Here is a 22,959-nt window from a genome sequence, read left to right as displayed (position 1 = left end):
GCGTCCCTCCCGGTCAGCACGGCCACACACCCCCCGAGATCACCTCGACCAGCAGCGACGCGACCGCGTCGATCGTGGGCCGGTCCCAGAACAGCGTCGCCGGCAACGGAATCCGGAGCCTGCGCTCCAGCGCGCCGCGGATGCGCACGGTCATAACGGAGTCCAGACCCATCTCCAGCAGCGGCCGGCGGGCGTCGAGTTCATCGGCGTTGAACCCGGTCTCCTCGGCGACACTGACCCGGATCACGCTCGCGATGTAGTCGTAGAGCTCCTGGCCGGCCAGCTGCGCCCAGGGATCGTTCGTGCCCGTTACCTCCGGCTGCACCACCGGAGCCTGTGACAGCTCGCTGAGCACCGGCAGCCGGCGGTTGCCCGGATCCGACGTGAGCGTGCGCAGGACCGCCGCGTACGTGAGGTCGTGGCGAGCGACGACCTCCCAGGCCGCAAACGCCTCGTCGGCGCTGATGTCCGCGGTGCCCCGGGCCTCCAGCTCGGCGTCGATGGCCGCGGATGACGTCGACATGCCCAGCCCGCGCCAGGACGTCCAGCCGATGCTGATCGTCGCGGTGTCGCCCTGGCGGCGCCGATACGCGGCGAGCGCGTCGAGGAACGCGTTCGCCGCCGCGTACGTGCCCTGTCCAGGCAGGCCGAGCAACTGGCCGCTGGAGGAGAACAGCACGAAGAAGTCGAGGGTGGCGGCCGGGAACAGGTCGTGCAGCACCAGCGCACCGTCGACCTTCGGGCGCATCACGTCGTGCACGGCCACCTCGTCGACCGTTTCGAGCATGCCGTTGGCGACCACCCCGGCGGCGTGCACGACGCCGCAGATCGGGGGCAGGCCGAGGGCGTCGGGGCTGAGCCGTTCGGCCGCCTGCCGCGGGTCGGCGACGTCCAGTCCGACCGTGACGACCGTAACGCCGGCCCGCTCGAGGGACCGCACGGCGTCCACTTTGGACCGCAGCGGCTCGTCCTGGACGGCGTCCCAGGTGTCACGGGGCGGAAGCGCGTGGCGTCCGGCGAGCACGATGCGCCGCGCCCCGCGACCGGCCAACCACCAGGCGACCCGCAGACCCAGGGCGCCGAGCCCACCGGTGACCAGATACGTTCCCTCGGCACGGCACGCAACCGGCGGCCGGACCGGCTCGCCGCGCAGCTCGCGCAGGCGGGGCACGGACAGGTCGCCGTCACGGAGCGCAATGACGTCCTCCCGGCGCATCGTGGCGAGGACGTCGACGACGGGGGACAGGTCCGCACCGTCGACGTCGATCACGCCGCCCCAGACCTCCGGATGCTCGCCGCCGATGATGCGACCCAGCCCCCACAGGGCCGCACCGGCCAGCGCGGCGTCGTCCACGCCTTCCTTCACGCCTTCGGTCATGCACCACAGGCGGGCCGGCTTGGCGTGGCGGTTCCGGGTCAGGCGTTGTGCCGTCCGCGTCAGCAGCCAGGTCGCGTAGGCGGCGGCCGCGGCCGTGTGGAGATCCGGCCGTGGGCCGGGCACGACCAGCACCGTACGTTCGGATCCCAGGTCATCGTTGCGGAGCTCCGCTGGGTCCGTGATGACCCGGTGGACGGCGCCCGCGCGGCTAAGCGCCGTGCGCAGGCGGGTCAGCAGGTCACTATCGGGTCCCACCACGGTGAGCCTGAGCGCTCCGGTGGTGGGCTCGGGACACTCGACGGGCGCCCAGCCGAGCTCGTGGACCAGTGTCCGAGGGTTGACGGTCGCGCTCTCGGCCCGATCGAACACCCCGTAGCGCAGCCCGGAGATCCGTCCGACGACCTCCCCGCCGATCGTGCTGATGTCGATGTCGACGGTGTCTTCGCCGGTGACGACGGCCCGCACGTGTGCCTGCACCGGCGGGACCGATGCCAGACGCACGCGGTCGATGTGTGCGGGCATTCGCAGCACCGGTGCCCCGGAGAACGACACCGACGCGACGGAGAACGCCGCGTCCAGCACGGACGCCCACGTGCCGTGGAACGCCTCACCTCCGGCGTCGACCGTCGCGGCGATCGAACCCGGCCCGCCGCGCAGCTGCAGCAGCCGCCACGGAAAGCCCATGGCTGCCACGCCGAGCTCAGCGAGCCGGTGCACGACGTGGTCGGACGGCAGCGCCGCTAGATCAGCGGCGTCGCCGGCCCGGTCCGGCACGAGCTGTCCCGGCTCGTGCGGTGCCTGAGGCCTGACCGAGGCCGTGGTGTGGGTCAGCCACTCCGACTCGTCCTGGGATGGGGAAGGTCGCGCGGACAGTCGCACCGTGCGGTCCTGCAGCACCACCTGCACCTCGCGGGGGCTGGTCAGGCTGACGGGGGTGCGCAGGGTGATGTCGAGCAGATCGGACCACCCGACGGTCTGCGACGCCGCGGTCAGGAACGTGTTCAGCAGCACAGCGGCCGGCACGATCTCGACGTCGCGGACTGGGTGACGGCCCGGGTACGGCCGGACGTCTAGCTCAAGGTGCGTTGTCCAGACCTGTGCGGGCGTGCTGGCATGCACGGCGATCCGCCCGCCGAGCAGCGTGTGACTCAGCGGCTCGTGCGTCTGAGCGACTCCGGACACCGCCACCGGTTCCGCGGCCCAGTACCGACGGTGCTGCCAGACGGTGGTCGGCAGATCCACCAGGCGCCCGGCAGGGTGCGGCCCGGACCAGTCGATCCGCGCGCCGTGGCAGTACAGCAAGGCCAGGCTGGCCAGCAGCGTCGCTTCTTCGGGGCGTCTGCGGCGGGTCGAGTGCGTGACGCAGGCGTCGTCGATCCCGAGATCCTCGAGAATCTCGTTGATCGAGTGCTCGACCACGGGATGCGGCGCGACCTCGACGAACAGCCGGTACCCGTCCTTCACCGCCGCCGTGACGGCCTGGCTGAACAGGACCCGGCCGCGTAGGTTCGCGGCCCAGTAGGCGCCGTCGCGGGGTGCCGTGGAGCGCGGGTCCTCCATCGCCGTGCTGTAGAGCACCGTTGCCGGTGCCTTGGGAACGAGGTCCGCCGCGGCCGCGGCCAGTTCGTCCAGCAGAGGGTCCATCTGCGGCCCGTGGAAGGCGACGTTCGAGTCGACCTCACGGACCACGAGGCCCTCGGCCCGCCATTGCTGGACCAACGCCTGGACCGTATCCACACTGCCCGAAACGACCGTCGACTTGGTGGAAGAGGCGACCGCCGCCGTGACATCGTCGTCGCGGCCCTTCAAGCGGTGTTCGACCTCGTCCGCCGGGAGGTTCACCATCGCCATGCCCCCTCGACCGAGGACACGCCGCAGGAGCAGGGACCGCCGGCACACCAGCCGCGCCCCTTGTTCCAAGGTCAGCACGTCCGCGGCGACGGCCGCGGCGATCTCGCCGACGGAGTGGCCGATCACGGCATCAGGACGAACGCCCCGAGCGCGCCAGGACGCACTGAGCGCGGTCTGCATCGCGAAGATCATCGGTTGGGCGATATCGACGGGCTGGGGGAGCGTGGCATGGATTGCCGCGCGCAGAGACAACCCCATCTCCTCCGCGAAGAGCGGCTCCAGCCGGTCGATGACCGCCGTGAACGCGGCATCGTGGTCGAGCAGCTCGACGCCCATCCCGGTCCACTGGGACCCGTGCCCGGAGAACACCCACACGAGCCCCTGCCCGGCACCCGGCAGGACCCGGCCCTGTGCCGTGGAGGCGTCGAAGTCGGCCAGGTCGCGGAGCCGCGAGACCAGCTGCGGCACGTCGGCGGCCACGACCACACGGCGATGCGGCAGGTGCGCACGGCGGCGGGTGAGCGTGTAGGCCACGTCCGCCGGCTCGACCGTCGCGGACTCGAGGTGATCGGCCAGCCGGCCGGCGAATGCCTGCACGGCGCTCTCGCTGGCGCCGGAGATCGGGTACACCAGCAGGCCGGGCTCGGCGGGCGCGGTCACACCGCCGGCGTCCTGCCCGGCCGCAGACGGTTCGGCTGCCTGCTCGAGGATGACGTGGGCCAACGTGCCGCCGTAGCCGTACGCGGACACCCCGGCCCGCAGCGGTCCTTCGGTGCTCAGCCAGGGCGTCGGCCGGTCGACGACCCTCAGGCCGCAGGTGTCCCACGAGACGACCGGCGTCGGCGTGTCGATGATGCTGGGCGGAATCATGGCATGGTGCAGTGCCAGCACGGTCTTGATGATCCCGGCGATACCGGCACCGGCTTCCAGATGACCGATGTTCGGCTTCGCCGAACCGATCAGGCACGGCCGGTCGGCGGCCCGGCCCGCACCGAACACCTCGCTCATCGCGGCGACCTCGAGAGGGTCGCCCGCGCGGGTGCCGGTGCCGTGCGCCTCGACGTAGGAGACGGAGGCGGGATCGATACCGGCAGTCTCGTACGTCCGTCGCATGAGATGCGCCTGTGCCTTGCCGTTCGGCGCCATGATCCCGTTGGTGTGCCCGTCCTGATGCACGGCGCTGCCGCGGATCACGGCCAGGACCCGGTCACCGTCACGCCGGGCGTCGCGCAGGCGCTTGAGCACCACCACCCCGGCGCCCTCGCCGCGCCCGTAGCCGTCCGCGGCCGCGTCGAACGACTTGCTGCGGCCGTCCGCAGATGTGGCGCCGGCCGCGTCCAACACCAACGACAAGCCGGGTGCGGCCATCACGAGGACCCCACCGACGATCGCCAGCGGGCAATGCCCGGCCTGCAGGGCCTGCGTGGCGAGGTGGACGGCAACGAGGGATGACGAGCAGGCGGTGTCGACCGCCATGCTCGGCCCGCGCAGGTCCAGCAGGTGCGATATGCGGTTCGCGACCGCACAGTAGGCGCCACCGATGCCGGTCCACGCCTCGATACTGGGCAGGTCCTCCAGCAGCCGACGGCCGTAGTCGTCGGCACCGACGCCCATGAACACCCCCGTGTCCGTGCCGGCGATGTCGTGCGGCGAGATCCCGGCGTGCTCGAGCGCCTCCCATGCCAACTCGAGCGTGATGCGCTGCTGCGGGTCCATCAGCTCGGCCTCACGAGGGGTTATTTCGAAGAACTCGGCATCGAACCGCTGGATGTCGTCGAGAAACGCACCACGGCGCGTGACGTTGCGCAGCGCCTGGCTGTGTCCGGGGCTGAGCGAGCCGTACCAGTCCCAGCGGCCGGCGGGGAGGTCTCCGACGGTGGTTTCGCCGGCTAGCAGCAGCTGCCAATATTGCTGCAAGGAGTCGACATTCCCGGCGAATCTGCAGGCCATCCCGACAATTGCGATGGGTTCGGGGAGGTTCATCAACACTCCTTCACTCGCCGGGCAGCGAGATGACCAGGCGAGCCGTATGAGGACGCACGGGGTAGTGCTTAAACCGTGCTTGCTGGTGTCTCCCGGGCGCACCTTCGTGTTTGCGCGCGTCCGCGCCAGAACGCCCGAGGACGCCCGATGACCCGCGATGCCGTCGGATGGCCCCATCGCGCATGCACAGAGGTGAGGCAGCGGGCCGATCTGCCGACGATGGCGGCGACACAGATCGGTACGGCGGCGGGAGTGAGCATGCGCAATGGGCAATCCCGAAGGTTCACGGTGGTCGGGGGAGGGCCCGCCGGCCTATTCCTGGCCCGGATGGTCGGCATGACCGTGCCCGGCGCACACGTCGACGTGTACGAGCGCAGCACCGCGGATGACAACCCCGGTTTCGGAGTGGCGCTGAGCGACCGGTCGCTGGCCGGCATCGCTGCACACGACCCACAGACGCACGAGCGGATCATGCGATCCGCTGTGACACTCAACGGTGTCCAGGTACGCCTCCCGGACACGGTCATGCGGTACGACGGATTCGCGATGGCGACGATCTCGCGACGGATCCTGCTGGACATCCTCCGCGAGCAAGCCCAGCACGCCGGTGCCCGGCTGCACTTCCAGCACACGGTGAACCCCGCTGACCTGCACCCGCAGTCCGGGCACGACCTGCTCGTGATCGCCGACGGCGCGGCGTCGCGCCTGCGCGCCGCGCGGGCGGCAGAGTTCGGCACCACGGTGCGCCGCGGCCGGGCACGCTACATCTGGCTCGGCTCCCACGTGCAGCTCGGTGACGTCGCGACGTTCGCCTTCGCCGCGACACCGTTCGGCGCGGTGGCCGCCCATGCGTATCCGTTCGGCGAAGGCATGAGCACCGTCGTCATCGAGATGGACGACGCGGTATGGCGCGACTCCGGCTTCGGGCCGAAGGACGGCGCGGACGACGCGGCGGTGCCGATCGGCCAAGCCGAGCTCGACGCGCTGTCGACCATGTTTGAGGCACACCTGCGGGGCCAGCCACTGATCAGCCGGAACAACCGGTGGCACAGGTTCGCGGTGGTCCAGAACGAACGTTGGTCGTCGGGTGGCACCGTACTGATCGGCGATGCCGCGCACACAGCGCATTTCACCATCGGGTCCGGCACGAAACTGGCTATGTACGACGCCATCGCGCTTGCCGCAGCGCTGCGCGAGCACGACGACACGACAACCGCGTTGCACGTGTACGAGCAGCGCCGCCGCGGTCCGGTCGAGCGGGTCCAGCGGCGGGCCTCGGCCAGCATGCGCTGGTGGGAGACCTTCGGCCGGAGGATGCACCTGCCGGCAGCACAGTTCGGCCTGCACTTCCTGACCCGCGCGGCCGGGTTTTCCTATGCCGACCTGCGAGACCGTTGCGGCGAGCAGGTTGCCAAAGCCGAGTCCGCACTCCGGCGAAGCGGTGGAGCGCCGAGCGACGCGCGCCCATCCGGCACATCTGACACGCCCGACGCGATCGACGCGCCGTTGCGACGCGGCACCCTGCGCCTTGCCAACCGCAGAGTGTCGACGTCGCCGGATGACGCGGTCGCCGGGCTAGTGCTGTTGCGCGAGGACGATGGTCGGGCCCGCGCCGGAGCGCACGCGGTCCTGCGGCAGTTGCCGGACCGGCGCTGCGACGTCGATCCCATTGTCGGGAGCGTTGAGTTCGTCGATGTCCACTGTCCGGCCAATGCTGAGCCGTCCGGTGCGGCGGACCTGCTGGTGGCGCAGGCCGGCGGATTCGCCGCCCAAGGGTTCGCCGGTGTGCTGCTGCGCGGGCCGAACTGGCAGCAGACGCTGGTCTGCGCCGGTCGGATCCGGGAGGAGACAGGGCTTTTGGTTGCGGTCGCGGTCCCCGAGGACTGGGCGGCTGACCGACCCTACGAGCCCGCGGTCGAGCCGTGGCCCGACCGGGTACGGCTCGCTCTCGTCACCGGGCGCGCCGACCTGATCGTTGCGTGGCCGGGGTATACGGAATCCGGCGTCGCATGAGCACCGGACACACCTTTGACGCGGAGACATTTGGGAAACGCACTTGGCAAGGTGCCCTTGCCTGCGCCTGATGCGACGGTGAAGGCTGTGCCGGCTCACCGGCGAACCCGTCCAGCCGGCGCCCAATTGAGGCGGTGGACGACCGCATCCGAGACGTTTCAACAAGGAGCGCGGAGGCCATGACCACGACGATCAGATCGCAGAACGCGACGCTCAACGTCGACGCGGTACGTGCCGACTTTCCGATTCTGACCCGAGAGGTCAATGGCCACCCATTGACATATCTCGACTCCGCGAACACATCCCAGATGCCTGCGCCGGTGTTGGACCGGATGCGTGAGCACCTGCGGCGGCACAACGCAAACGCCGCGCGGTCCGCGCACACACTCGGCAACGAGGCCACCATGGCGTACGAAGGGGCACGAGCCAAAGTCGCTGCCTTCGTCGGCGCCCGCACACCTGACGAGGTCGTGTTCACCAAGAACTCGACCGAGGCGATCAATCTGGTTGCGCACTCGTTCAGCGCCTCGGGGGCCCAACGGACCGTTGACGAACGCTTCGCGCTGCACCCAGGCGACGAGATCGTGGTGTCAGAGATGGAGCACCACTCGAATCTCGTACCGTGGCAACTGCTGTGCGATCGCACCGGAGCCACGTTGCGCTGGCTCCCGCTGACCGATGAGGGCCGGCTCGATCTGTCGCGGCTGGACGAGCTGGTCAACGAGCGGACCAAGTTGGTGTCTGTGGTGCACATGTCCAACATCCTCGGCACGGTCAACCCCATTGCACCGATCGTTGCGCGGGCCCGTGCCGTCGGCGCACTGATCCTGCTCGACGCGTCGCAGTCGGTGCCACACATGCCGGTCGACGTCACGGTGCTCGATGCGGACTTCGTCGCGTTCAGTGGTCACAAGATGTGCGGACCGACCGGTATCGGTGTGCTGTGGGGCCGGTCCGAGCTCCTCGAGCTCATGCCACCGTTTCTCGGGGGCGGATCCATGATCGACGCAGTCTCGATGCGTCACTCGACCTACGCGCGGCCGCCCGCACGGTTCGAAGCCGGCACCCCGCCGATCCTGTCGGCCGTCGGACTCGGTGCCGCGGTGGACTACCTGTCCGCGCTCGGCATGCCGGCAGTCCACCGCCACGAACAGGACCTGACGGCATACGCCCTGACGGCCCTGGACAAGGTGCCGGGGATGCGGGTGTACGGCCCGAAGACCACGGTGGATCGCGGGGCGGTGATCTCGTTCAATGTCCTCGGAGTGGACCCGGTCCATCTCGGCGGGGTGCTGGACTCGCTCGGCGTGCAGGTCCGTGTCGGGCGGCACTGCGCTGCGCCGGTCTGCACCCGGTTCGGCGTTACCGCGACGACACGAGCGTCCTTCTACCTGTACACGACCGCGGCCGAGATCGACACGCTCGTGGACGGTCTCATGCTCGCGCAGCGCCGGACGCCCGGTGATCGCGGGCCACGCCGAGTGGCGACGCGATGAGCGCGATGGTGATGGTGCCTGGCGGGCAGTTCGAGCAAGGTTCACCGGAGTGGGCGTTGGACTGGCTGATGGCACAGGATCAGCCGTTGCCGCGAATATGGTTCGGCGACGAGACCCCGCCGACCACGCAGGTCGTCCGTCCGTTCCGCATGGACAGATTCCCGGTGACGAACGCGCAGTTCGAGCAGTTCGTGAACGACACCGGATACCGCTCCGATGCGGAGCGACGCGGCATGAGCATGGTCTACACCGACGTGGGATGGCAGGAACGGGAGAACGTCTCCTGGCGGGCGCCGGGAGGCCCGGGCACGTCGACCTCGGGGTACGAGCAGCATCCCGTGGTGCACATGTCCTTTGGGGACGCCGAGGCGTATGCCGCGTGGGCCGGCAAACGGCTGCCGACAGAGTCGGAGTGGGAATTCGCGGCGCGCGGTGCGCAGTTTCGGATCTGGCCGTGGGGCGACCGGTGGGATGAGCACCTGGCGAACACCGCCGAACTGCACGCGGGCCCGCTCCGATCACTGGAGCAGTGGCAGGAGTGGTGGCGCGCGCTTTACGCCAAGGACGGACCGATCCCGCGGACGACACCGGTCGGGGCCATGCCCAACCGCGCCCGCAGCATCTTCGGATGCGCCGACATGGCCGGCAACGTCTACGAGTGGACCTCCACGGTGTCCGGTCTGTACGGGCCAGACTCGGTATGTGATCCGACCGTAAGGATGACGCTGGGCCGCTACCGGGTGATCCGTGGCGGATCGTGGATGAACTTCCGCTATCAAGTCCGATGCAGCGAACGCATGCACGGGGATCCGACCGGTTGGTCGACGTTCGCCCATGGATTCCGCTGCGCCAGCGATCTCTGAGAAGGAGACAAATGATGATCAACATCGTGGTGCCGTCGGTGTGGACGAACGCCGGACGCACCAGATTCCCCGGCACAGAAGGCGCGCTGCACGACGTCATCCGGCAGTTCGCCGCGGACAACCCGGAGTTTCACCGCCGACTGCTCGACGAACATGACCAGCCATTCACCTACCTGAACATCTGCATCGACGACATCATGGTCCCGCGGCACATGCGCGCGCACACGACGGTTGAGGCCGATCGCACCGTCACGATCATCTCGCCGATGGCAGGTGGATGATGCAACAGGTCGTCACCTTCCGCCAGGGACCACCTGATGTGCTCACGCTCGTCGACGTGCCAGCGCCGACGCCCGGACCCGGTGAGGTCCTCGTCGCCGTAACCGCCGCCGGCGTGAACTACCTGGACATCCTGCAGCGCTCCGGCGCATACACGGTTGCCCTGCCATTCGCACCCGGCGTGGAAGGCAGCGGCGTCGTCGTGGCGATCGGTGCGAACGTGCCGGACTTCGCCACCGGTGACCGGGTTGCCTGGGTCGGATCCGGCGGCGCATACGCCACCCACTGCGTGGTCCCGGCCGAACGGCTGATGCGGGTACCGCCCGGCGTCGACCTGACTGACGCGGCCGCCGTACTGATCCAGGGCATGACCGCCCACTTCCTCGTCACCGACGTCGTGCCCCTGAAGGGGCATAGCACTGTACTCGTTCACGCCGGCGCCGGCGGTGTCGGCGGTCTGCTGACGCAGCTCGCCGTGGAGCGCGGCGCGACCGTGATCGCGACGGTCTCACGTCCCGACAAGGTGTCCGCCGCCCTGGATGCGGGCGCTGCGCACGTCATTGACTATTCCGCCGGTTCGTTCGCACAGCAGGCGCTGCATTACACGGAGGGGCGCGGGGTCGACGTGGTGTACGACGCCGTCGGCGCCGCTGTGGTTGACGAAAGCATCCGGTCCCTGCGACCACGGGGTACATACGTCCTCTACGGGCAGACCGGAGGAGTCGTGACGTCGATCGACCCTCGGGTGCTCAACGCCCGGGGATCGTTGTTCTTCACCAAGCCGTCCCTGAGCCACTACGATCGTGCCGCCGCCGACGTTCTCCGCCGTGCCGACCAGGTGCTGAACTACGTGGCCGACGGACGGCTACGGCCGCGCATTCACGGCCGGTACCTCCTTGACCGAGCTGGACAGGCGCACGCCGCGTTGGAATCGCGCAACACGGTCGGCAAGCTGCTGCTCTGCCCCTGACCGCAGGCCGCAGCGGCCGCCGCCTGACTGGCAGGTGGCGCAGCGGCAACACGGAAGGTGACCGCGGCGATGCGCTAGTGCGAGAATTCATGGGCCGACCAAGGCGGTCGCCGTCTGCGGTTCAGTCACAGGAGGTATACGTGTCGGATGCCGGATTCCACGACCTCGACAAGCCCACAGTTCGGAGCGGGCGTCGCCGCCTCCGCCGGGTGCTCGTGCTGTTGTCAATCACGGGAACCGCGTTGCTGGTGCGCGCCGCCGTCGCGCGACGGCGACGTGCGTTCGGCGCCGGCACATTGACCGTGCAGAATCTGGACGTGTCGGGCCACGGTCTCGACTGGCGGGCGCCGGCACACGAGGCGCCGGGCGCGGTTCCCGCGGACGCCGCAGCGCGCCGTTCCCACGTCGTGCGGAACAGCACATGATCCCGCGCAACAACCTCGACGTCGACGTCCTGGTTATCGGCGCGGGCCCCGCAGGCGCGACGGTGGCGACCCTGGTGGCGCTGGCTGGTCACCGCGTGCTTCTCCTGGAACAGTCGCCGCCGCGCCGTGGAGGCATGCTGGAACTGCTACCACCCGCCACGATCCACGGCGTGTTCGCCTTCACCGGCGCCCAGGCACTTCTGCAGCCCCATGAACACGCCGAGAGCCACGGCGCGACCCTGAACTGGGGCGCCGAATCGTATCCGTGGCCCATACAGTTCGCTGCTCCGTCGCGTTTTTCTCGTGTTGTCCCGACGGCATACCACGTCGAGCGCGCACAGGTCGATCGGGCCCTGACCGATGCGGCCCGCCGGCAGGGCGCTGAGTTCCGGGACAGCTGCGAAGTGGTTGACCTGTTCGAACACGACGGAAGGGTCGCCGGCGCATTCTGGGTGGCGTCCGACGGTGTCCGGCGGCGCACGACCAGCAGGTATGTGGTCGACGCCACCGGCATGGACGGTCGCCTCGACGTCGTTGCAGCTGACGGCGTCGATGGAGCAAGCCGGCACGACGCATTCACCACCCTGTTCAGCTATTTCACCGGAGCGCAGCGTGCCGGGGTGTCGATGCCGGGCGACAGTTTTGTTGCCGCATTCAACGGCGGAGAGTTCTGGTGTGTGCCGTTCGGGCCGAGTCTGACCGGCGTCGGAGTCGTGCTGCGCGATCACGTTGACGTCCGCACGGATGCGGACATCAAGCAGACGATGCAGAATCTCCTCGATCGGTGCCCGGCGGCGGCCGAGTACCTTTTCGGAGGTGGCCCGCTAACCGCGGGCCCACAGAGCGAGGCCTTCCGGCGTTCTGCCCGCACATACGCTCGGACGACGTTCTGGCGTCCCGGACTGGTGCGGATCGGCGAGGCTGCCTGCGCCGTGGAACCGACGCTGGGACGCGGCATCCACCTTGCAACATACGGAGCTCTGCAAGCCGCACGATCGATCAACACCGCCCTGCTGGACAACGCCGACGAGTCGCTGTTGTTCGATGAGTTCGAGGCGCGATACCGCGCGGAGCACCGCAGGATCTGCATTCCGCTGGATGAGCTCGTAACGCTTCATTACGACGAGACATTCAACGTCATCGCGCCTGAAACAGGTGTGGATGCTACAAAACTCACGTGGGCTGCAGAAGCGCTCGGCGGGTTCTCCTCGCGTGACCCGGTGCTGTTGAACGCCACGAACTACCGGGACCGTCGCGGTGCGCCGGCCAGGCTTGACGGCCAGGACGCCCCTGGCGCGGCAACGGTGGACGACACAGGCGACTCGTCCCGAGACCGTCGGCTCCTGGCGGTCAGTGTCGATGGCATGCGGTGGGACACGCCTGCAGACGTCGAAGCGGTCCGATCTCTCGTATAAGTCCCGCAATGGTCGCTGCCGCCCTGCTGTTTAGCAGGTGACGCCGGGCATGAACAGCAGGGTTGGCGGATCGATCTCCCGCCAGGCGCGCAGCGTGACGTTGATGGAGGGCTGATAGAAGCCGACAGGGATGTGTAAGGGTCCACTGCGGGCACCGACGCCAAGGCCAGCAGTTGGTGTGCTGCATGCCGCAGTGCTTCCGACGGGATACGCAACGAGATGCCATCGTCCGTTCGGGGGGCTGGCAAGTCGATATGGGCCGGGCCGTGGTAGGACGGTCCAGCTGCTGGGTCGGCCCTCGGCTATCGGCTGCGGGAAGAGTCCGACGAAGATCGGCCCCGTATCCGAGGAGCCGTCGGTGCGCACGACACCGTGGACGAAGCTGCCGCATCGCTGGGGTAGCCAGCCGATGCAGATCGTCGTCGGAGGACCGTGCCGGCCGCGGAACGCTGCCGGGCCGACGCCCACGCTGCGCGTGAAGCGGGCACTGAAGGTGCTGGGACTGGAGTATCCGACCAAAGTGCCGATGTCGGCAACGGTATATTTTGTTGACAGCAGCAGGCGCTTTGCCTCTGCGATCCGGATGGCCGACATGAAGTGGCCGGGGGAGATGCCCGTGACACTCCGGAAAATTCGGGTAAAATGAAACTTGCTGAAGAGTGCCGCCTCGGCGAGACGGTCCACCGTGACAATCTCTCCGATATTGTCACGCATGACTGCGACCGCTCTGGTTGCCGCCGCTTCTGCCGCTATGATGCACCCCCGGTGCTCCGATGTGCATGCGTCGACCAGTGAAATGAACGTCAAGTAGCGAGTGATGAGTGCTACTCGCCATAATCTCTGCGATCACCCGGATCGCCGCCAACAACGTAAAGCACGCTTGTTGTGTCGAGCAACACTTGAGCGGCGGACTTAAATGCACTACTGTGCAGTCGGGGTCTTGCGGACCAGCGGTTGGAGTATTGCGTTGGTAAATGTCTCGCTGTGCAGGCAGTCTCTCGCATGAATGCCGGTCGTATCGGATTGACCTCGCCCGACGGCACGCACATCACCTGGGCCGGCGTCGAGTTGCGGACCGCTGGGCTGGCGTCGGCGGGCGTGATCGCTGCGGGGCGGTGCTCCGAGGTGGCGTCCGCCGGCAAGGCGGTATGTTCCGGTCGGGCAGTAGCTGCCTGCGAGCCCTTGGTCCTCAGTCGGGCGCCGCGAAGATGGGGCTCCGCGGTCAGGCGTCCGGTTGCCATCCGGTGCCAATGGTGGTGTGCCAGCGGTGTCTGGCCGCGAGCGGTTGTGATCCGAATGCAGGTGCGCCGGCGCCGCCACCTGCGTGTCGGACTGGGTGCATGGCCGGCGTCGAGCGCACCGCAGACGCGTGATTCCAAATTCTGCCGCCGTCCGGCATCCGTCACGGCCGCCGTCCGGGTCCCGGTATGTCTCTCGGTCGTGTCCGCGCTGGTGGTGTAAGAGGCGGTCGTTGCTGATCCGTTGTGGTTGATGTTATGCGGCGATCAGTTAGGTGGCGTCGGTGTTGGGTTCGGCTCCCTCGGTGGTGATGACGGTCAGGCGGGCTTTGGCGAGGATTTCCAAGCCCATGTAGCGGCGGCTTTCGCCGTCCTCGTCGCTGGTGACGTCCAGGCCGAGGACCTCCCGCTGCCTGTCGGCGTTCACGCCGGTGGCGATGAGGGTGTGGACGTTGACGCTCCGGCCGCGTTCGCGGACCTTTACCACCAGGGTGTCCAGGGCGAGGAACGTGTACGGGCCGGCGTCGAGAGGCCGGTTGCGGAACGCCTCGACCTGGGCGTCCAGATGCGCTGCCATCTCCGACGCCTGGCTCTTCGACAGACCGGCGATGCCGAGTTGCTCGACAAGCTTCTCCACCCGCCGGGTCGACACCCCGAGCAGATAGGCGATCGCCACCACCGAGATCAGGGCCTATTCGGCGCGGCGACGGGTGCTGCAACAACCAGTCCGGAAAGTAGCTACCCTGCCGCAACTTCGGGATCGCCAGCTCAACCGTGCTGGCGCGCGTGGCCCACTCCCGCGTCCGGTACCCGTTGCCGCTGGTTCGTGCGCTCCTTGCTGCGTTCCCCATAGGCAGCGCCGCAGACCGCGTCGGCCTCGGCGGACATCAGCGCCTCGGCGAACGACTTCACCATCGAACGCAGCAGATCGGGTGACGCCGAGCCGAGTTCCTCACGCAGGAACCTGCCGACACCCACTCTCTTAGGTGCGGTCATCGCTTGATCTCTCCTTCGGTACTTTCGTTAGCTCGAAGATCAAGTCGGTGACCGTCTCTCTACCCTCAACCACCTCAAAGGTGGGCGATTCGTACATCACCTCGTGGACGCGACCTGTCTCATGCGCCGTGCGCGCGGCATGGGCGTTTGTATCCGATGCATGTGCTGCAGGGTTTGTCGCGTCCGCACGTGCAGCTGGTCGTGCAAGGTCGACGGTCGATCGGAGCTCGATCTGTTCAATGGGTAACGTTTCGGTGTGATGTCCTTACGGACTGCCATGCGTCGCAGAGATTCACCCATTCGGTGATCGTGGCCCACATGGCGGCATTTTCCCAGGCGGGGACCGTGTCTACTGACAGGTAGGGTGCTATGTGATGGATCACCATCGATACGCTAGGTAGCGGCTGGACGTTTCTCTCTGTAAGGTTTTCCTGCACGCGTTCGCCGTGGAGCGCTATCAGATGTTTTCGCCGTGCTGGCGCCACTTGTCGTTTTATGCAAATGGCAAATATTGAGCCGCACCTCTCGTGGCGGAGCTGTCCGTTGCGCAACCTGCCGGCGGTACTTGTTCGATCGTGCTGACTCAAAGCAATTTCTGAGATGCCCGTCAAAGATCGCATTGGCAGGATCGTCCTCGTGTCCGGATCTAAGCCAATCGACGAACGTGACGACCTCGACGCATGAGTCCGCCGTTGGTGGCGATGCGACGCGGTCGATGTCGGGTACCTCGATGTGCCGGCAGTCCCCGTATGTGAGGCACCAGGACGATCGGGAGTTTGCCGATTGCCCAGGTGGCACTCGTAAGTGCCGACGGAACGGTCGAATGGCAGCCGACGGGCAGAAGCGAATGTTCGGTGGGCGTCGGATCTTCCGCGGGTGCTTACTGTCTGGCCGGAATTGCTGAGCGAATGACAATGTCTTCTGGGGGGGCCATGGAGAATCACTTCGAACTGGCGGTGCAGCGTTCTCTCGAGATGATGCGAGACAACATTGGTGAGGACCTTACCGTCGACGACATGGCTCGCGCAGCAATGTTCAGCAAATTTCACTTCACCCGCGTCTTTCAAAGGGTGACCGGTGTCTCGCCCGGCCGATTCCTGTCGGCCATGCGGCTCCAGCGTGCGAAAGATCTCCTGCTGTCCACCTCGATGAATGTCGCCGATATTAGCGTCCGCGTCGGCTACAACAGCGTCGGAACGTTCAGCACGCGCTTCACGCGCAGTGTGGGACTCCCCCCGACGGAGTACCGCCGAATGCGCGGCGTCAGCCACCTGGTTCACCTCAACGCGGAAGAGCACAGCCCTTGCCGCGCGGACGGTGTCGTCTCCGGAACGCTGTTGGTGCGTCCGCCCGCCGAGATCGAGGTCGTCTTCGTCGGACTGTTCGCCAGTCGAATTCCTGAAGGTAAACCGGTGCGCTGCACCATCATGAACGGCTCCGGAAGCTTCATCATTGACAAGGTGCCCAGCGGTGTCTGGTACCTGCTGTGTCAGGGCATACCCCGCCGAACGGGCGATCTGCGCGGTATCGGCGATTGCCTCAGCGTGGCCCCGTTCGTGGCCAGTACGGGTCCGATCCGGGTGCATTCGAACTCGGAAGCCGTCGCGCATGTGCGGCTCAGCCCGGCGCGGGTGTTCGATCCGCCGCTGTTGCTCGCTTTGCCGGATGTGCGGACCACTTTCAGCACCACGCACAGCCGGCCGCATGCCGGACTGCTCCCGCAGGCGGCCTGACGCCGCACAGGGCGGGAGCAGCCCGCCGCTCGAACCCCTCCTGCGATGTCACCACGGACCCTTGTGAAGGAGCCAATGCTGTGAACGCCCCACGGCCCACGCCCACTGAAATCCTCCAGCGTGCAAGCGAACTGGTACCCCTGCTGCAGAAGTACTCGACCTGGTCGGAGGAGAACCGCCGGGTCCACGACGAGGTCATCGAGGCAATGGCCGCCGCAGGCATCTTCCGCATGCGGACGCCCGTGCGTTACGGCGGTTACGAGTGCGACACCGGCACCCTGCTCGAGGTTGCCGCTGAGCTCGCGCGCGGCGACGCCTCAGCGGCATGGGTCGCCTCGGTGTACTGGATCCCCACCTGGATGGCGTCGCTGTTCCCGGACGAGACCCGCGATGAGGTCTTCGCCACGGCCAACGTGCGCATCTGCGGAACACTGAGCCCGACCGCGATGGCGGCGCCGGCGCCTGGTGGCATCGTGGTCAATGGCAAGTGGAGCTTCATCACCGGCACATGGCACAGCCAATGGCAGGAGTGCATCGCCGTCATCGTCGGCCCCGACGGTCCGCCCCGCCCAGTCGTGGCGCTGGTGCCCACGTCTGATCTGCACGTCGTCGACGACTGGCAGACCGCTGGTCTGCGGGGCACGGGCAGCGTGACCACGATCGCCCAGGACCTGTTCGTGCCTGAGTCCCGCGTGCTTCCGTTGGACGTGGTCATGCAGGGCAGGGGTGCCGGCGCGCCGCTACCGGACGTCTTCCACCCGCAGGCTCGCATACCGTCGCCCGGTTACATGCAGAACGGCCAGGGGCGTTCGACGGGAGAGAGCGAAGCCATCTACAACGCACCGTTGCTTCCGGTCGCGTCGGCGTCCTCCGTCGGGACGGCAGTGGGAATTGCCCGCTCTGCCTACGAGGCCTTCATGGAGCGTGCAGGTGACCGCAAGATCACCTATACGGATTACGCGCATCAGCTGGAAGCGCCGCTGACGCACCTGCAAGTTGCCGATGCCGCCATGGCCATCGACGAGGCCGGGTTCCACGCGCACCGTCTCACGTCCGCGGTTGACGCCAAGTCGGCCGCAGGTGACGGCTGGTCGTTGGACGAGCGCGTTCGCGCCCGGGCTGACATGGGTGCCGTCGTGCGCCGGGCGGGCGAAGCCGTTGCGGTTCTGGCCGATGCGAGCGGAGGTACGTCGAACCAGCTCGCTGTGCCGATCCAGCGAATCCGTCGCGACATGCAGGCACTCAGTCTGCATGCCCTCATGCACCCGAGCACGAATGCGGAGCTGTACGGCCGCTTCCTCTGCGGTCAGGCGCCCAACAGCCAGTACATGTGACGGCCAGTACGACCGGTGCGGTCGAGGTCGATCGATTGAAGGAGTCACAGATGAGCATCAGCACCCCCGAGAAGTCCGGACCCTCGGCGGCGGACCAGGCGGCGGTTGCCGCGCTGCCGGCAAGGATCGTCGCCGCGTGGGCGGTCAAAGACGCCGACGCGTTCGCCGCCGTGTTCACCGAGGACGGCACCATGATCTTGCCGGGCGTATTCGTGTCAGGCCGTGAGGAGATCCGCACCTTCATGCGGCAGGCGTTCGCCGGTCCGTACCAGAACTCCCGGGTCACCGGCGAGCCCATCGGCATGCGCATCCTCGGCGATGGACTGTGCCTGCTGTTCACGGAGGGTGGCGTGATCATGGGCGACGATGCCGAGGTGCGGGCCGAGAACACGATTCGCGCCTCCTGGCTGTGCCGGCAAGGCGACGACGGGTGGCGGCTCGCCGCCTACCAGAACACGCCACGCGACTTCGCCAAGTAGCACGCCGGTGGCGAGCTCCGCCGGGCGGGCCGAGGCCGACCCGCCCGGCGTGGGCGGTTCGCATTCGCCTCATTCGCTGCAGGGCCAGCCGAACGTGTGCACGAGCCGCAGTTCGTGCGAAACGATATCTATAATGATTAAATGCCAAAAATTGTATTGTTAACGGCGAGTGCGACCGCATTCAGATATATGTGTCGGATGGCTGACGGTGGCGGTGGCTCCTATGCACGCGGGCGTGCGCTGATGTGTCGATGAGTTACCGCTGGCCAGTGGGGTGGGGTGGAGCTCGAGCTGCCGACGTTGCCGGGTGGTGGCAACCGTTGGCGGGACGGCGTTGAATCGGGTGTCGTTGATCGATCGCTCCGATGCCGCTAGCATTTCAGTTACACGTGTCGATGTGCTGGCGGGGGCGGGCCGTATGCGAATTTCCGATCTCAGCCGGCAGAGCGAAGTTCCGGTGGCAACCGTCAAGTTCTACCTGCGGGAAGGCCTGCTACCGCCAGGCATGTCGACCGCTCGTAATCAGGCCAAGTACGACGATTCGCACCTGGGACGGCTCCGTCTCATCCGAATCCTCACGACGGTGGGCCGCTTGTCGCTGTCGTCGGTCCGAGAGGTCCTCGCGGCCGTCGATGCGAAGGGTTTGAGCCTGCAGGGCCAGTGTGTCGCCATCAACCGGGCGCTGATGTTGGAGCAGGCCGGAGCCGTCCCGCCGGATGTGCCCGTTGCGGAGGTCGAGCGGGTACGCGGCCTGCTTCATGGCCTCGGCTGGGTGATCGCGGCTGACGCGCCGGGCGTTGGCATGCTCGCCCAGGTCCTTGAGGCGCTCCAGCGGCTGGGCTGGACTGCCGACGTACAGGCCTTCGTGCCGTACGCGCAGGTGGTCGAACAGGTGGTGGAACACGAGCGGCAACTCGTGCCCGACTTCCCTGCGGCGAGCGCAGTCGCCTGCAGCGTGCTGTTCGAGGTGGCATTGGTCGCCCTGCGAGGACTGGCCCAGGAGCACATGTTTGCCGACCTTGACACGTCCGCTTGAGTCCTGCCTGGAACGTGCGGCATCGATCACCCGGTGAGTGCCATGCTTGAGTGTGCCGCGGGCGGGTGCACGGTGCGTCGGCACACCCCTGAACCAGCGTTCGGCATCCTGCCGCCCGATCAACGCGAATGGGCCGCGGAGCCGAGCAGGTCGGCACGGTAGGGGTCAGACGGTTGTCGCACTACTCGCTTGTCGACGTGTGCAGCACAGCGCACGAATGAAGAATCGCTGCGCTCGGTGGGGTGAGAAGGTGGCTGCGGCATCGGACACGCCACCAACCGCAGCCGGGAGGACCGTCATGGCGCACATCGATCTGGGGATCGACGAGAAGGAGTTCCCTGGCATCACTGGACCGATGCGGTTCCGCCCCGAGACGGCGAAGCCGCTCAACGAACTCGCCGAGGTGCTGCTACGAGCACCGCACTCCCTGCCGGCCGGCGAACGGGAACTGATCGCCGCCTACGTGTCCGGGCGCAACAACTGCAACTTCTGCTGCGAATCGCACTCGGCGTTCGCCGCGGTCCAGTTGGAGGAAGGGTACGAACTCGTCGACCAGGTACGCGCGGACCTCGACACGGCGCCGGTCTCGGTCAAGCTGCGGGCGCTGCTGCGGATCGCAGGTGCGGTGCAGATCAGTGGCCGCGAGGTGACCGCTGAACTGATCGCCGCCGCGCGCGCGGTCGGCGCGACCGACGTGGAGATCCACGATACGGTGTTGATCGCCGCTGCGTTCTGCATGTTCAACCGGTACGTCGACGGCTTGGGGACCTTCGCCCCTAAGGGGCGGGACGCTTACGCCGAGTCTGCGCACCGCATCGTCGAGGTCGGGTACGGGCACGCGATCCCAGCCGCCTAAGCACCGACAAAGTGACCACGGCCCATGACGACGGAGCGGCCAATTTGCGAGCTGCGGCAGCGGTGCGCGGACGCCTGACGACGTCGTCAATATGCCTAGTACGGCAGCCGCACTTCGGAACCTGTCAAGTCAACTGAGACAGTTTCTTGATTTTGTTTAGCTTTGTGCTGGTGGAAGGTTGGTCGCCGCCGTGGCGGCGACCTGTTCGAGGGCGTTGTCGTCTGGTTTGTTGATCCATGCCCGTTCCGGGAGGCGGGGCGGCTGTGGACGGCGGCGGCCGAACCGTTCGGGATGCGCGGCCCAGGCGGCGTCGAGGGTGCGTTGCCGCTGTTCACGGATCTGCCCGGCGGTGCCGTGATGGACTGACGCTGGGGTGTGCAGGCCGATCCCGGAGTGTCGGTGTTCGTGGTTGTAGTAGGTGTAGAAGGCTTCGCAGTGCTGCCGGGCGTGCTGGATCGACCCGAACCGGTCCGGGAACGTCGGGTCGTACTTGAGTGTCTTGAAGCTGGCCTCGATGTACGGGTTGTCGTTGGAGGTCTTCGGCCGGCTGTGACTGCGTCCGATCTTCAGGTCGGTCAGCAGCTGGGTGACGGTCTTGCTGGTCATCGCGGCGCCCCGGTCGGCGTGCACGATCAACTGGTCCGGGTTCACGCGTTCCCGGGCGGCAGCGTCAGCGATCAGGGCTTCGGCGAGCTGCCCGTCCTCGTAGGTGGCGATCAGATGGCCGACGACGTAGCGGGACCAGATGTCGATCACCGTGTAGAGGTGGAACCACACGCCTCGGTCCGGGCCGCGTAGCTTCGTGATGTCCCAGGACCAGACCTGATTGGGCGCGTCGGCCACGAGTTCGGGCTTGGTGCGGGCCGGATGGGTGGCCTGGGCCCGGCGTTCGCCGGTCTGCCCGGCCGCGCGCAGGATCCGGTACATCGTGGACTCCGAACACCACCAGCGGCCCTCGTCGAGCTCACGGGCCCACACCTGCGCCGGTGCCAGATCGGCGTACTCGGGCTGGTTCAGCAGCTGCAGCACCTGCTCACGCTCAGCCTCCGACAGCGCCGACGGCGGCGGTTTACGCGGCGTGCGCGGCCTCGGCGGCGCGGGCGGGGTGCGGCGCCGATACAGCGTCGCCCTGGACAGGCCGGTCAGCCGGCAGGCGGGCGCAACGCCCCAGACCTCGCTCAGCGCCTGCTGCGCCTCGGCGAGGACGGGTTCGGCATCGGCGCGGCATCCGCGCTCTCGGAGAGCAGTTCCAAGAGCGCGTGCGCTGATCCGAAAATGAAGGGTGCGTGGGCAGGCGGCAGCATCCCGGCGGAGCCGGGATGGGTTCTTGGCTCCGGATCGGTTAGGCGGCTTGGGTGAGGGTGACGGTGTAGCCGAGGGCTTCGAGCTGTCGGATGTGGTTGCGTTTGCGGCGTTCGGGGTTGACGCGGGTGTCGTAGAAGTCGGCTCCGAGGTCGGTGAAGCGGGTGGCCGGGTCGGACAGCAGGTGCCAGACGATGGTCAGGATGGACCGGCCGACAGCGACGATGGCGCGCCGGTTCCCGCGGCGTCTGGCGATGCGTCGATACCGTTCACCCAGAAAGGTGTCGGTCTTGCCGGCGGCGACCGCGGCCTCGCCGAGGACTCTGGCCAGGTAGGAGTTGCCGTGACCGGTGGAGCCGGAGCCTTTGCTCTTACCGGCTGACTCCTTGACTCCTGGAGCGAACCGCGCCCAGGAGGCCAGATGCGCGGGCGTGGGGAACCTGCTCATGTCCACACCGACCTCGGCGATGATCACGTGGGCGGTGGCCGGTCCGACGCCGGGGACCTCGTCCAGGCGTTGCGCCGCAGTGAGGAACGAGCCGATCTGTTCCTCGATACGCTGGTTCACCTCAGCGATGTCCGCGGTGATTGCGTCGACGCGGGCCAGCATCTTGGCCAGCAGGAACCCGTGATGCTCGCTGAACCGCCCGACGAACGCGTCCTCCAGCTGGGTGAGCTTCAGGCGCAGCCGGCTGCGGGCCATCTGCGCCAGCACCTTCGGGTCCCGTGTCCCGGCGATCAGCGCGGCCATCATGTCCCGGCCGGACGTGCCGAAGATGTCACTGGCGACCACGCTCAGCTTGATCTGCGCGTCTTCGAGAAGTTTCTCGACCCGGCTGCGTTCCGCGGTCCGGGTGGCGATCAGATCGACGCGGTAGCGGGTCAGGTCCCGCAGCTCACGGATCGGCGGCGGTGGCACGAAACTCGGCCGGATCATCTGCCGTTCAGCGACCTTGCACAACCACACCGCGTCCAGCCGGTCGGTCTTCGGACGGCCGGGCAGATGCTTCACGTCCTTCGCATTGACCAGCCACGCATCCACACCAGCCGCTTCCAGCAGGTAGAACACTGGTTTCCAGTAGTCCGAGGTCGACTCCATCACCACCCGGGTGACGCCCAGTTCCCGAAGCCGGTCCACCATCGTCAGCAACGACCGCGTCATCGTGGAGTACGTCGCCACCTCCTGCCGCCGACGGCCCCCAGGCCCTTGACCTGGGACGCGCACGCAACACACCAGGGTGGCCTTGCCGATGTCGAGCGCGGCGACCCGCTCGATGATCTCCTCGTTGTCCTGGCTCGACTCCAACACTGC

16 protein-coding genes and 1 pseudogene are annotated in these 22,959 nt (G+C 67.5%); 12 read left to right on the top strand and 5 right to left on the bottom strand.

Translation table 11 applies throughout. The features are described from left to right. Positions 1–13: 13 nt before the first annotated feature. A complete protein-coding gene (locus ACQEVZ_RS58730; RefSeq protein ID WP_433385513.1) occupies positions 14–5,212 on the bottom strand; it encodes a type I polyketide synthase in 5,199 nt (1,732 codons plus the stop codon). A 147-nt stretch (positions 5,213–5,359) separates the two neighbouring features. Between ACQEVZ_RS58730 and ACQEVZ_RS58725 the strand changes: the two genes are divergently transcribed. From ACQEVZ_RS58725 to ACQEVZ_RS58695, 7 genes are all read left to right on the top strand, one after another. Continuing rightward, on the top strand, positions 5,360–7,225 hold the full coding sequence (locus ACQEVZ_RS58725) for an FAD-dependent monooxygenase (RefSeq protein WP_433385510.1): 1,866 nt from the start codon (positions 5,360–5,362) through the stop codon (positions 7,223–7,225). Positions 7,226–7,404: 179 nt separating this feature from the next. Next, entirely contained in the window at positions 7,405–8,721 is a 1,317-nt protein-coding gene (locus tag ACQEVZ_RS58720; RefSeq protein ID WP_433385507.1) for a cysteine desulfurase, read from the top strand. Continuing rightward, a complete protein-coding gene (locus ACQEVZ_RS58715; protein WP_433385504.1) occupies positions 8,718–9,584 on the top strand; it encodes a formylglycine-generating enzyme family protein in 867 nt (288 codons plus the stop codon). The genes ACQEVZ_RS58720 and ACQEVZ_RS58715 overlap by 4 nt, the downstream gene beginning before the upstream one ends. Before the next feature lie 14 nt (positions 9,585–9,598). Then, the gene (locus ACQEVZ_RS58710; RefSeq protein ID WP_433385501.1) at positions 9,599–9,865 is read left to right on the top strand and encodes a MoaD/ThiS family protein; all 267 of its coding nucleotides are present in this window, start codon (positions 9,599–9,601) and stop codon (positions 9,863–9,865) included. After that, on the top strand, positions 9,862–10,833 hold the full coding sequence (locus tag ACQEVZ_RS58705) for a quinone oxidoreductase family protein (protein ID WP_433385498.1): 972 nt from the start codon (positions 9,862–9,864) through the stop codon (positions 10,831–10,833). Before ACQEVZ_RS58710 ends, ACQEVZ_RS58705 begins: the two co-directional genes overlap by 4 nt. A 140-nt stretch (positions 10,834–10,973) precedes the next feature. Next, entirely contained in the window at positions 10,974–11,258 is a 285-nt protein-coding gene (locus ACQEVZ_RS58700) for a hypothetical protein (protein ID WP_433385495.1), read from the top strand. Next, positions 11,255–12,673 (top strand): NAD(P)/FAD-dependent oxidoreductase, encoded by a 1,419-nt coding sequence (locus ACQEVZ_RS58695; protein ID WP_433385492.1) that lies wholly within the window; start codon positions 11,255–11,257, stop codon positions 12,671–12,673. Before ACQEVZ_RS58700 ends, ACQEVZ_RS58695 begins: the two co-directional genes overlap by 4 nt. Positions 12,674–12,703: 30 nt before the next feature. Here ACQEVZ_RS58695 and ACQEVZ_RS58690 read toward each other — a convergent pair whose 3' ends face one another. Together ACQEVZ_RS58690 and ACQEVZ_RS58685 are read right to left on the bottom strand one after the other, a co-directional pair. Beyond that, the gene (locus ACQEVZ_RS58690) at positions 12,704–13,387 is read right to left on the bottom strand and encodes a helix-turn-helix domain-containing protein (protein ID WP_433385489.1); all 684 of its coding nucleotides are present in this window, start codon (positions 13,385–13,387) and stop codon (positions 12,704–12,706) included. An 891-nt stretch (positions 13,388–14,278) separates the two neighbouring features. Next, positions 14,279–14,907, bottom strand: a pseudogene (locus tag ACQEVZ_RS58685) (transposase); the annotation flags it as partial. 932 nt (positions 14,908–15,839) lie between these two features. Between ACQEVZ_RS58685 and ACQEVZ_RS58680 the strand changes: the two are divergent. From ACQEVZ_RS58680 to ACQEVZ_RS58660, 5 genes are all read left to right on the top strand, one after another. Then, entirely contained in the window at positions 15,840–16,640 is an 801-nt protein-coding gene (locus ACQEVZ_RS58680) for a helix-turn-helix domain-containing protein (RefSeq protein ID WP_433385486.1), read from the top strand. 80 nt (positions 16,641–16,720) lie between these two features. Continuing rightward, a complete protein-coding gene (locus ACQEVZ_RS58675; RefSeq protein WP_433385483.1) occupies positions 16,721–17,974 on the top strand; it encodes an acyl-CoA dehydrogenase family protein in 1,254 nt (417 codons plus the stop codon). Positions 17,975–18,024: 50 nt separating this feature from the next. Continuing rightward, positions 18,025–18,453: an SgcJ/EcaC family oxidoreductase gene (locus tag ACQEVZ_RS58670; RefSeq protein ID WP_433385480.1), complete on the top strand. Its 429-nt coding sequence runs from the start codon at positions 18,025–18,027 to the stop codon at positions 18,451–18,453. Positions 18,454–18,763: 310 nt separating this feature from the next. Further along, positions 18,764–19,489, top strand: coding sequence for a MerR family transcriptional regulator (locus ACQEVZ_RS58665; RefSeq protein ID WP_433385477.1), 726 nt, complete (start codon positions 18,764–18,766; stop codon positions 19,487–19,489). Positions 19,490–19,787: 298 nt separating this feature from the next. After that, a complete protein-coding gene (locus ACQEVZ_RS58660; protein ID WP_433385474.1) occupies positions 19,788–20,345 on the top strand; it encodes a carboxymuconolactone decarboxylase family protein in 558 nt (185 codons plus the stop codon). Positions 20,346–20,501: 156 nt separating this feature from the next. On the opposite strand, the gene ACQEVZ_RS58655 is transcribed toward ACQEVZ_RS58660, so the two are convergent. Both ACQEVZ_RS58655 and ACQEVZ_RS58650 read right to left on the bottom strand, forming a co-directional pair. Continuing rightward, complete coding sequence (locus ACQEVZ_RS58655; RefSeq protein ID WP_433386212.1) at positions 20,502–21,614, bottom strand: IS3 family transposase; 1,113 nt, start codon at positions 21,612–21,614, stop codon at positions 20,502–20,504. Positions 21,615–21,687: 73 nt separating this feature from the next. After that, on the bottom strand, positions 21,688–22,953 hold the full coding sequence (locus ACQEVZ_RS58650) for an IS110 family transposase (protein ID WP_433385471.1): 1,266 nt from the start codon (positions 22,951–22,953) through the stop codon (positions 21,688–21,690). Between the last annotated feature and the right edge of the window lie 6 nt (positions 22,954–22,959).

It is taken from the genome of Dactylosporangium sp. CA-152071, assembly GCF_050936335.1.
GTDB classification, from domain to species: Bacteria; Actinomycetota; Actinomycetes; order Mycobacteriales; family Micromonosporaceae; genus Dactylosporangium; species Dactylosporangium maewongense.
Note: the sequence above shows the minus strand (reverse complement) of the source record. Positions and strands in the feature narration are given on the sequence as shown.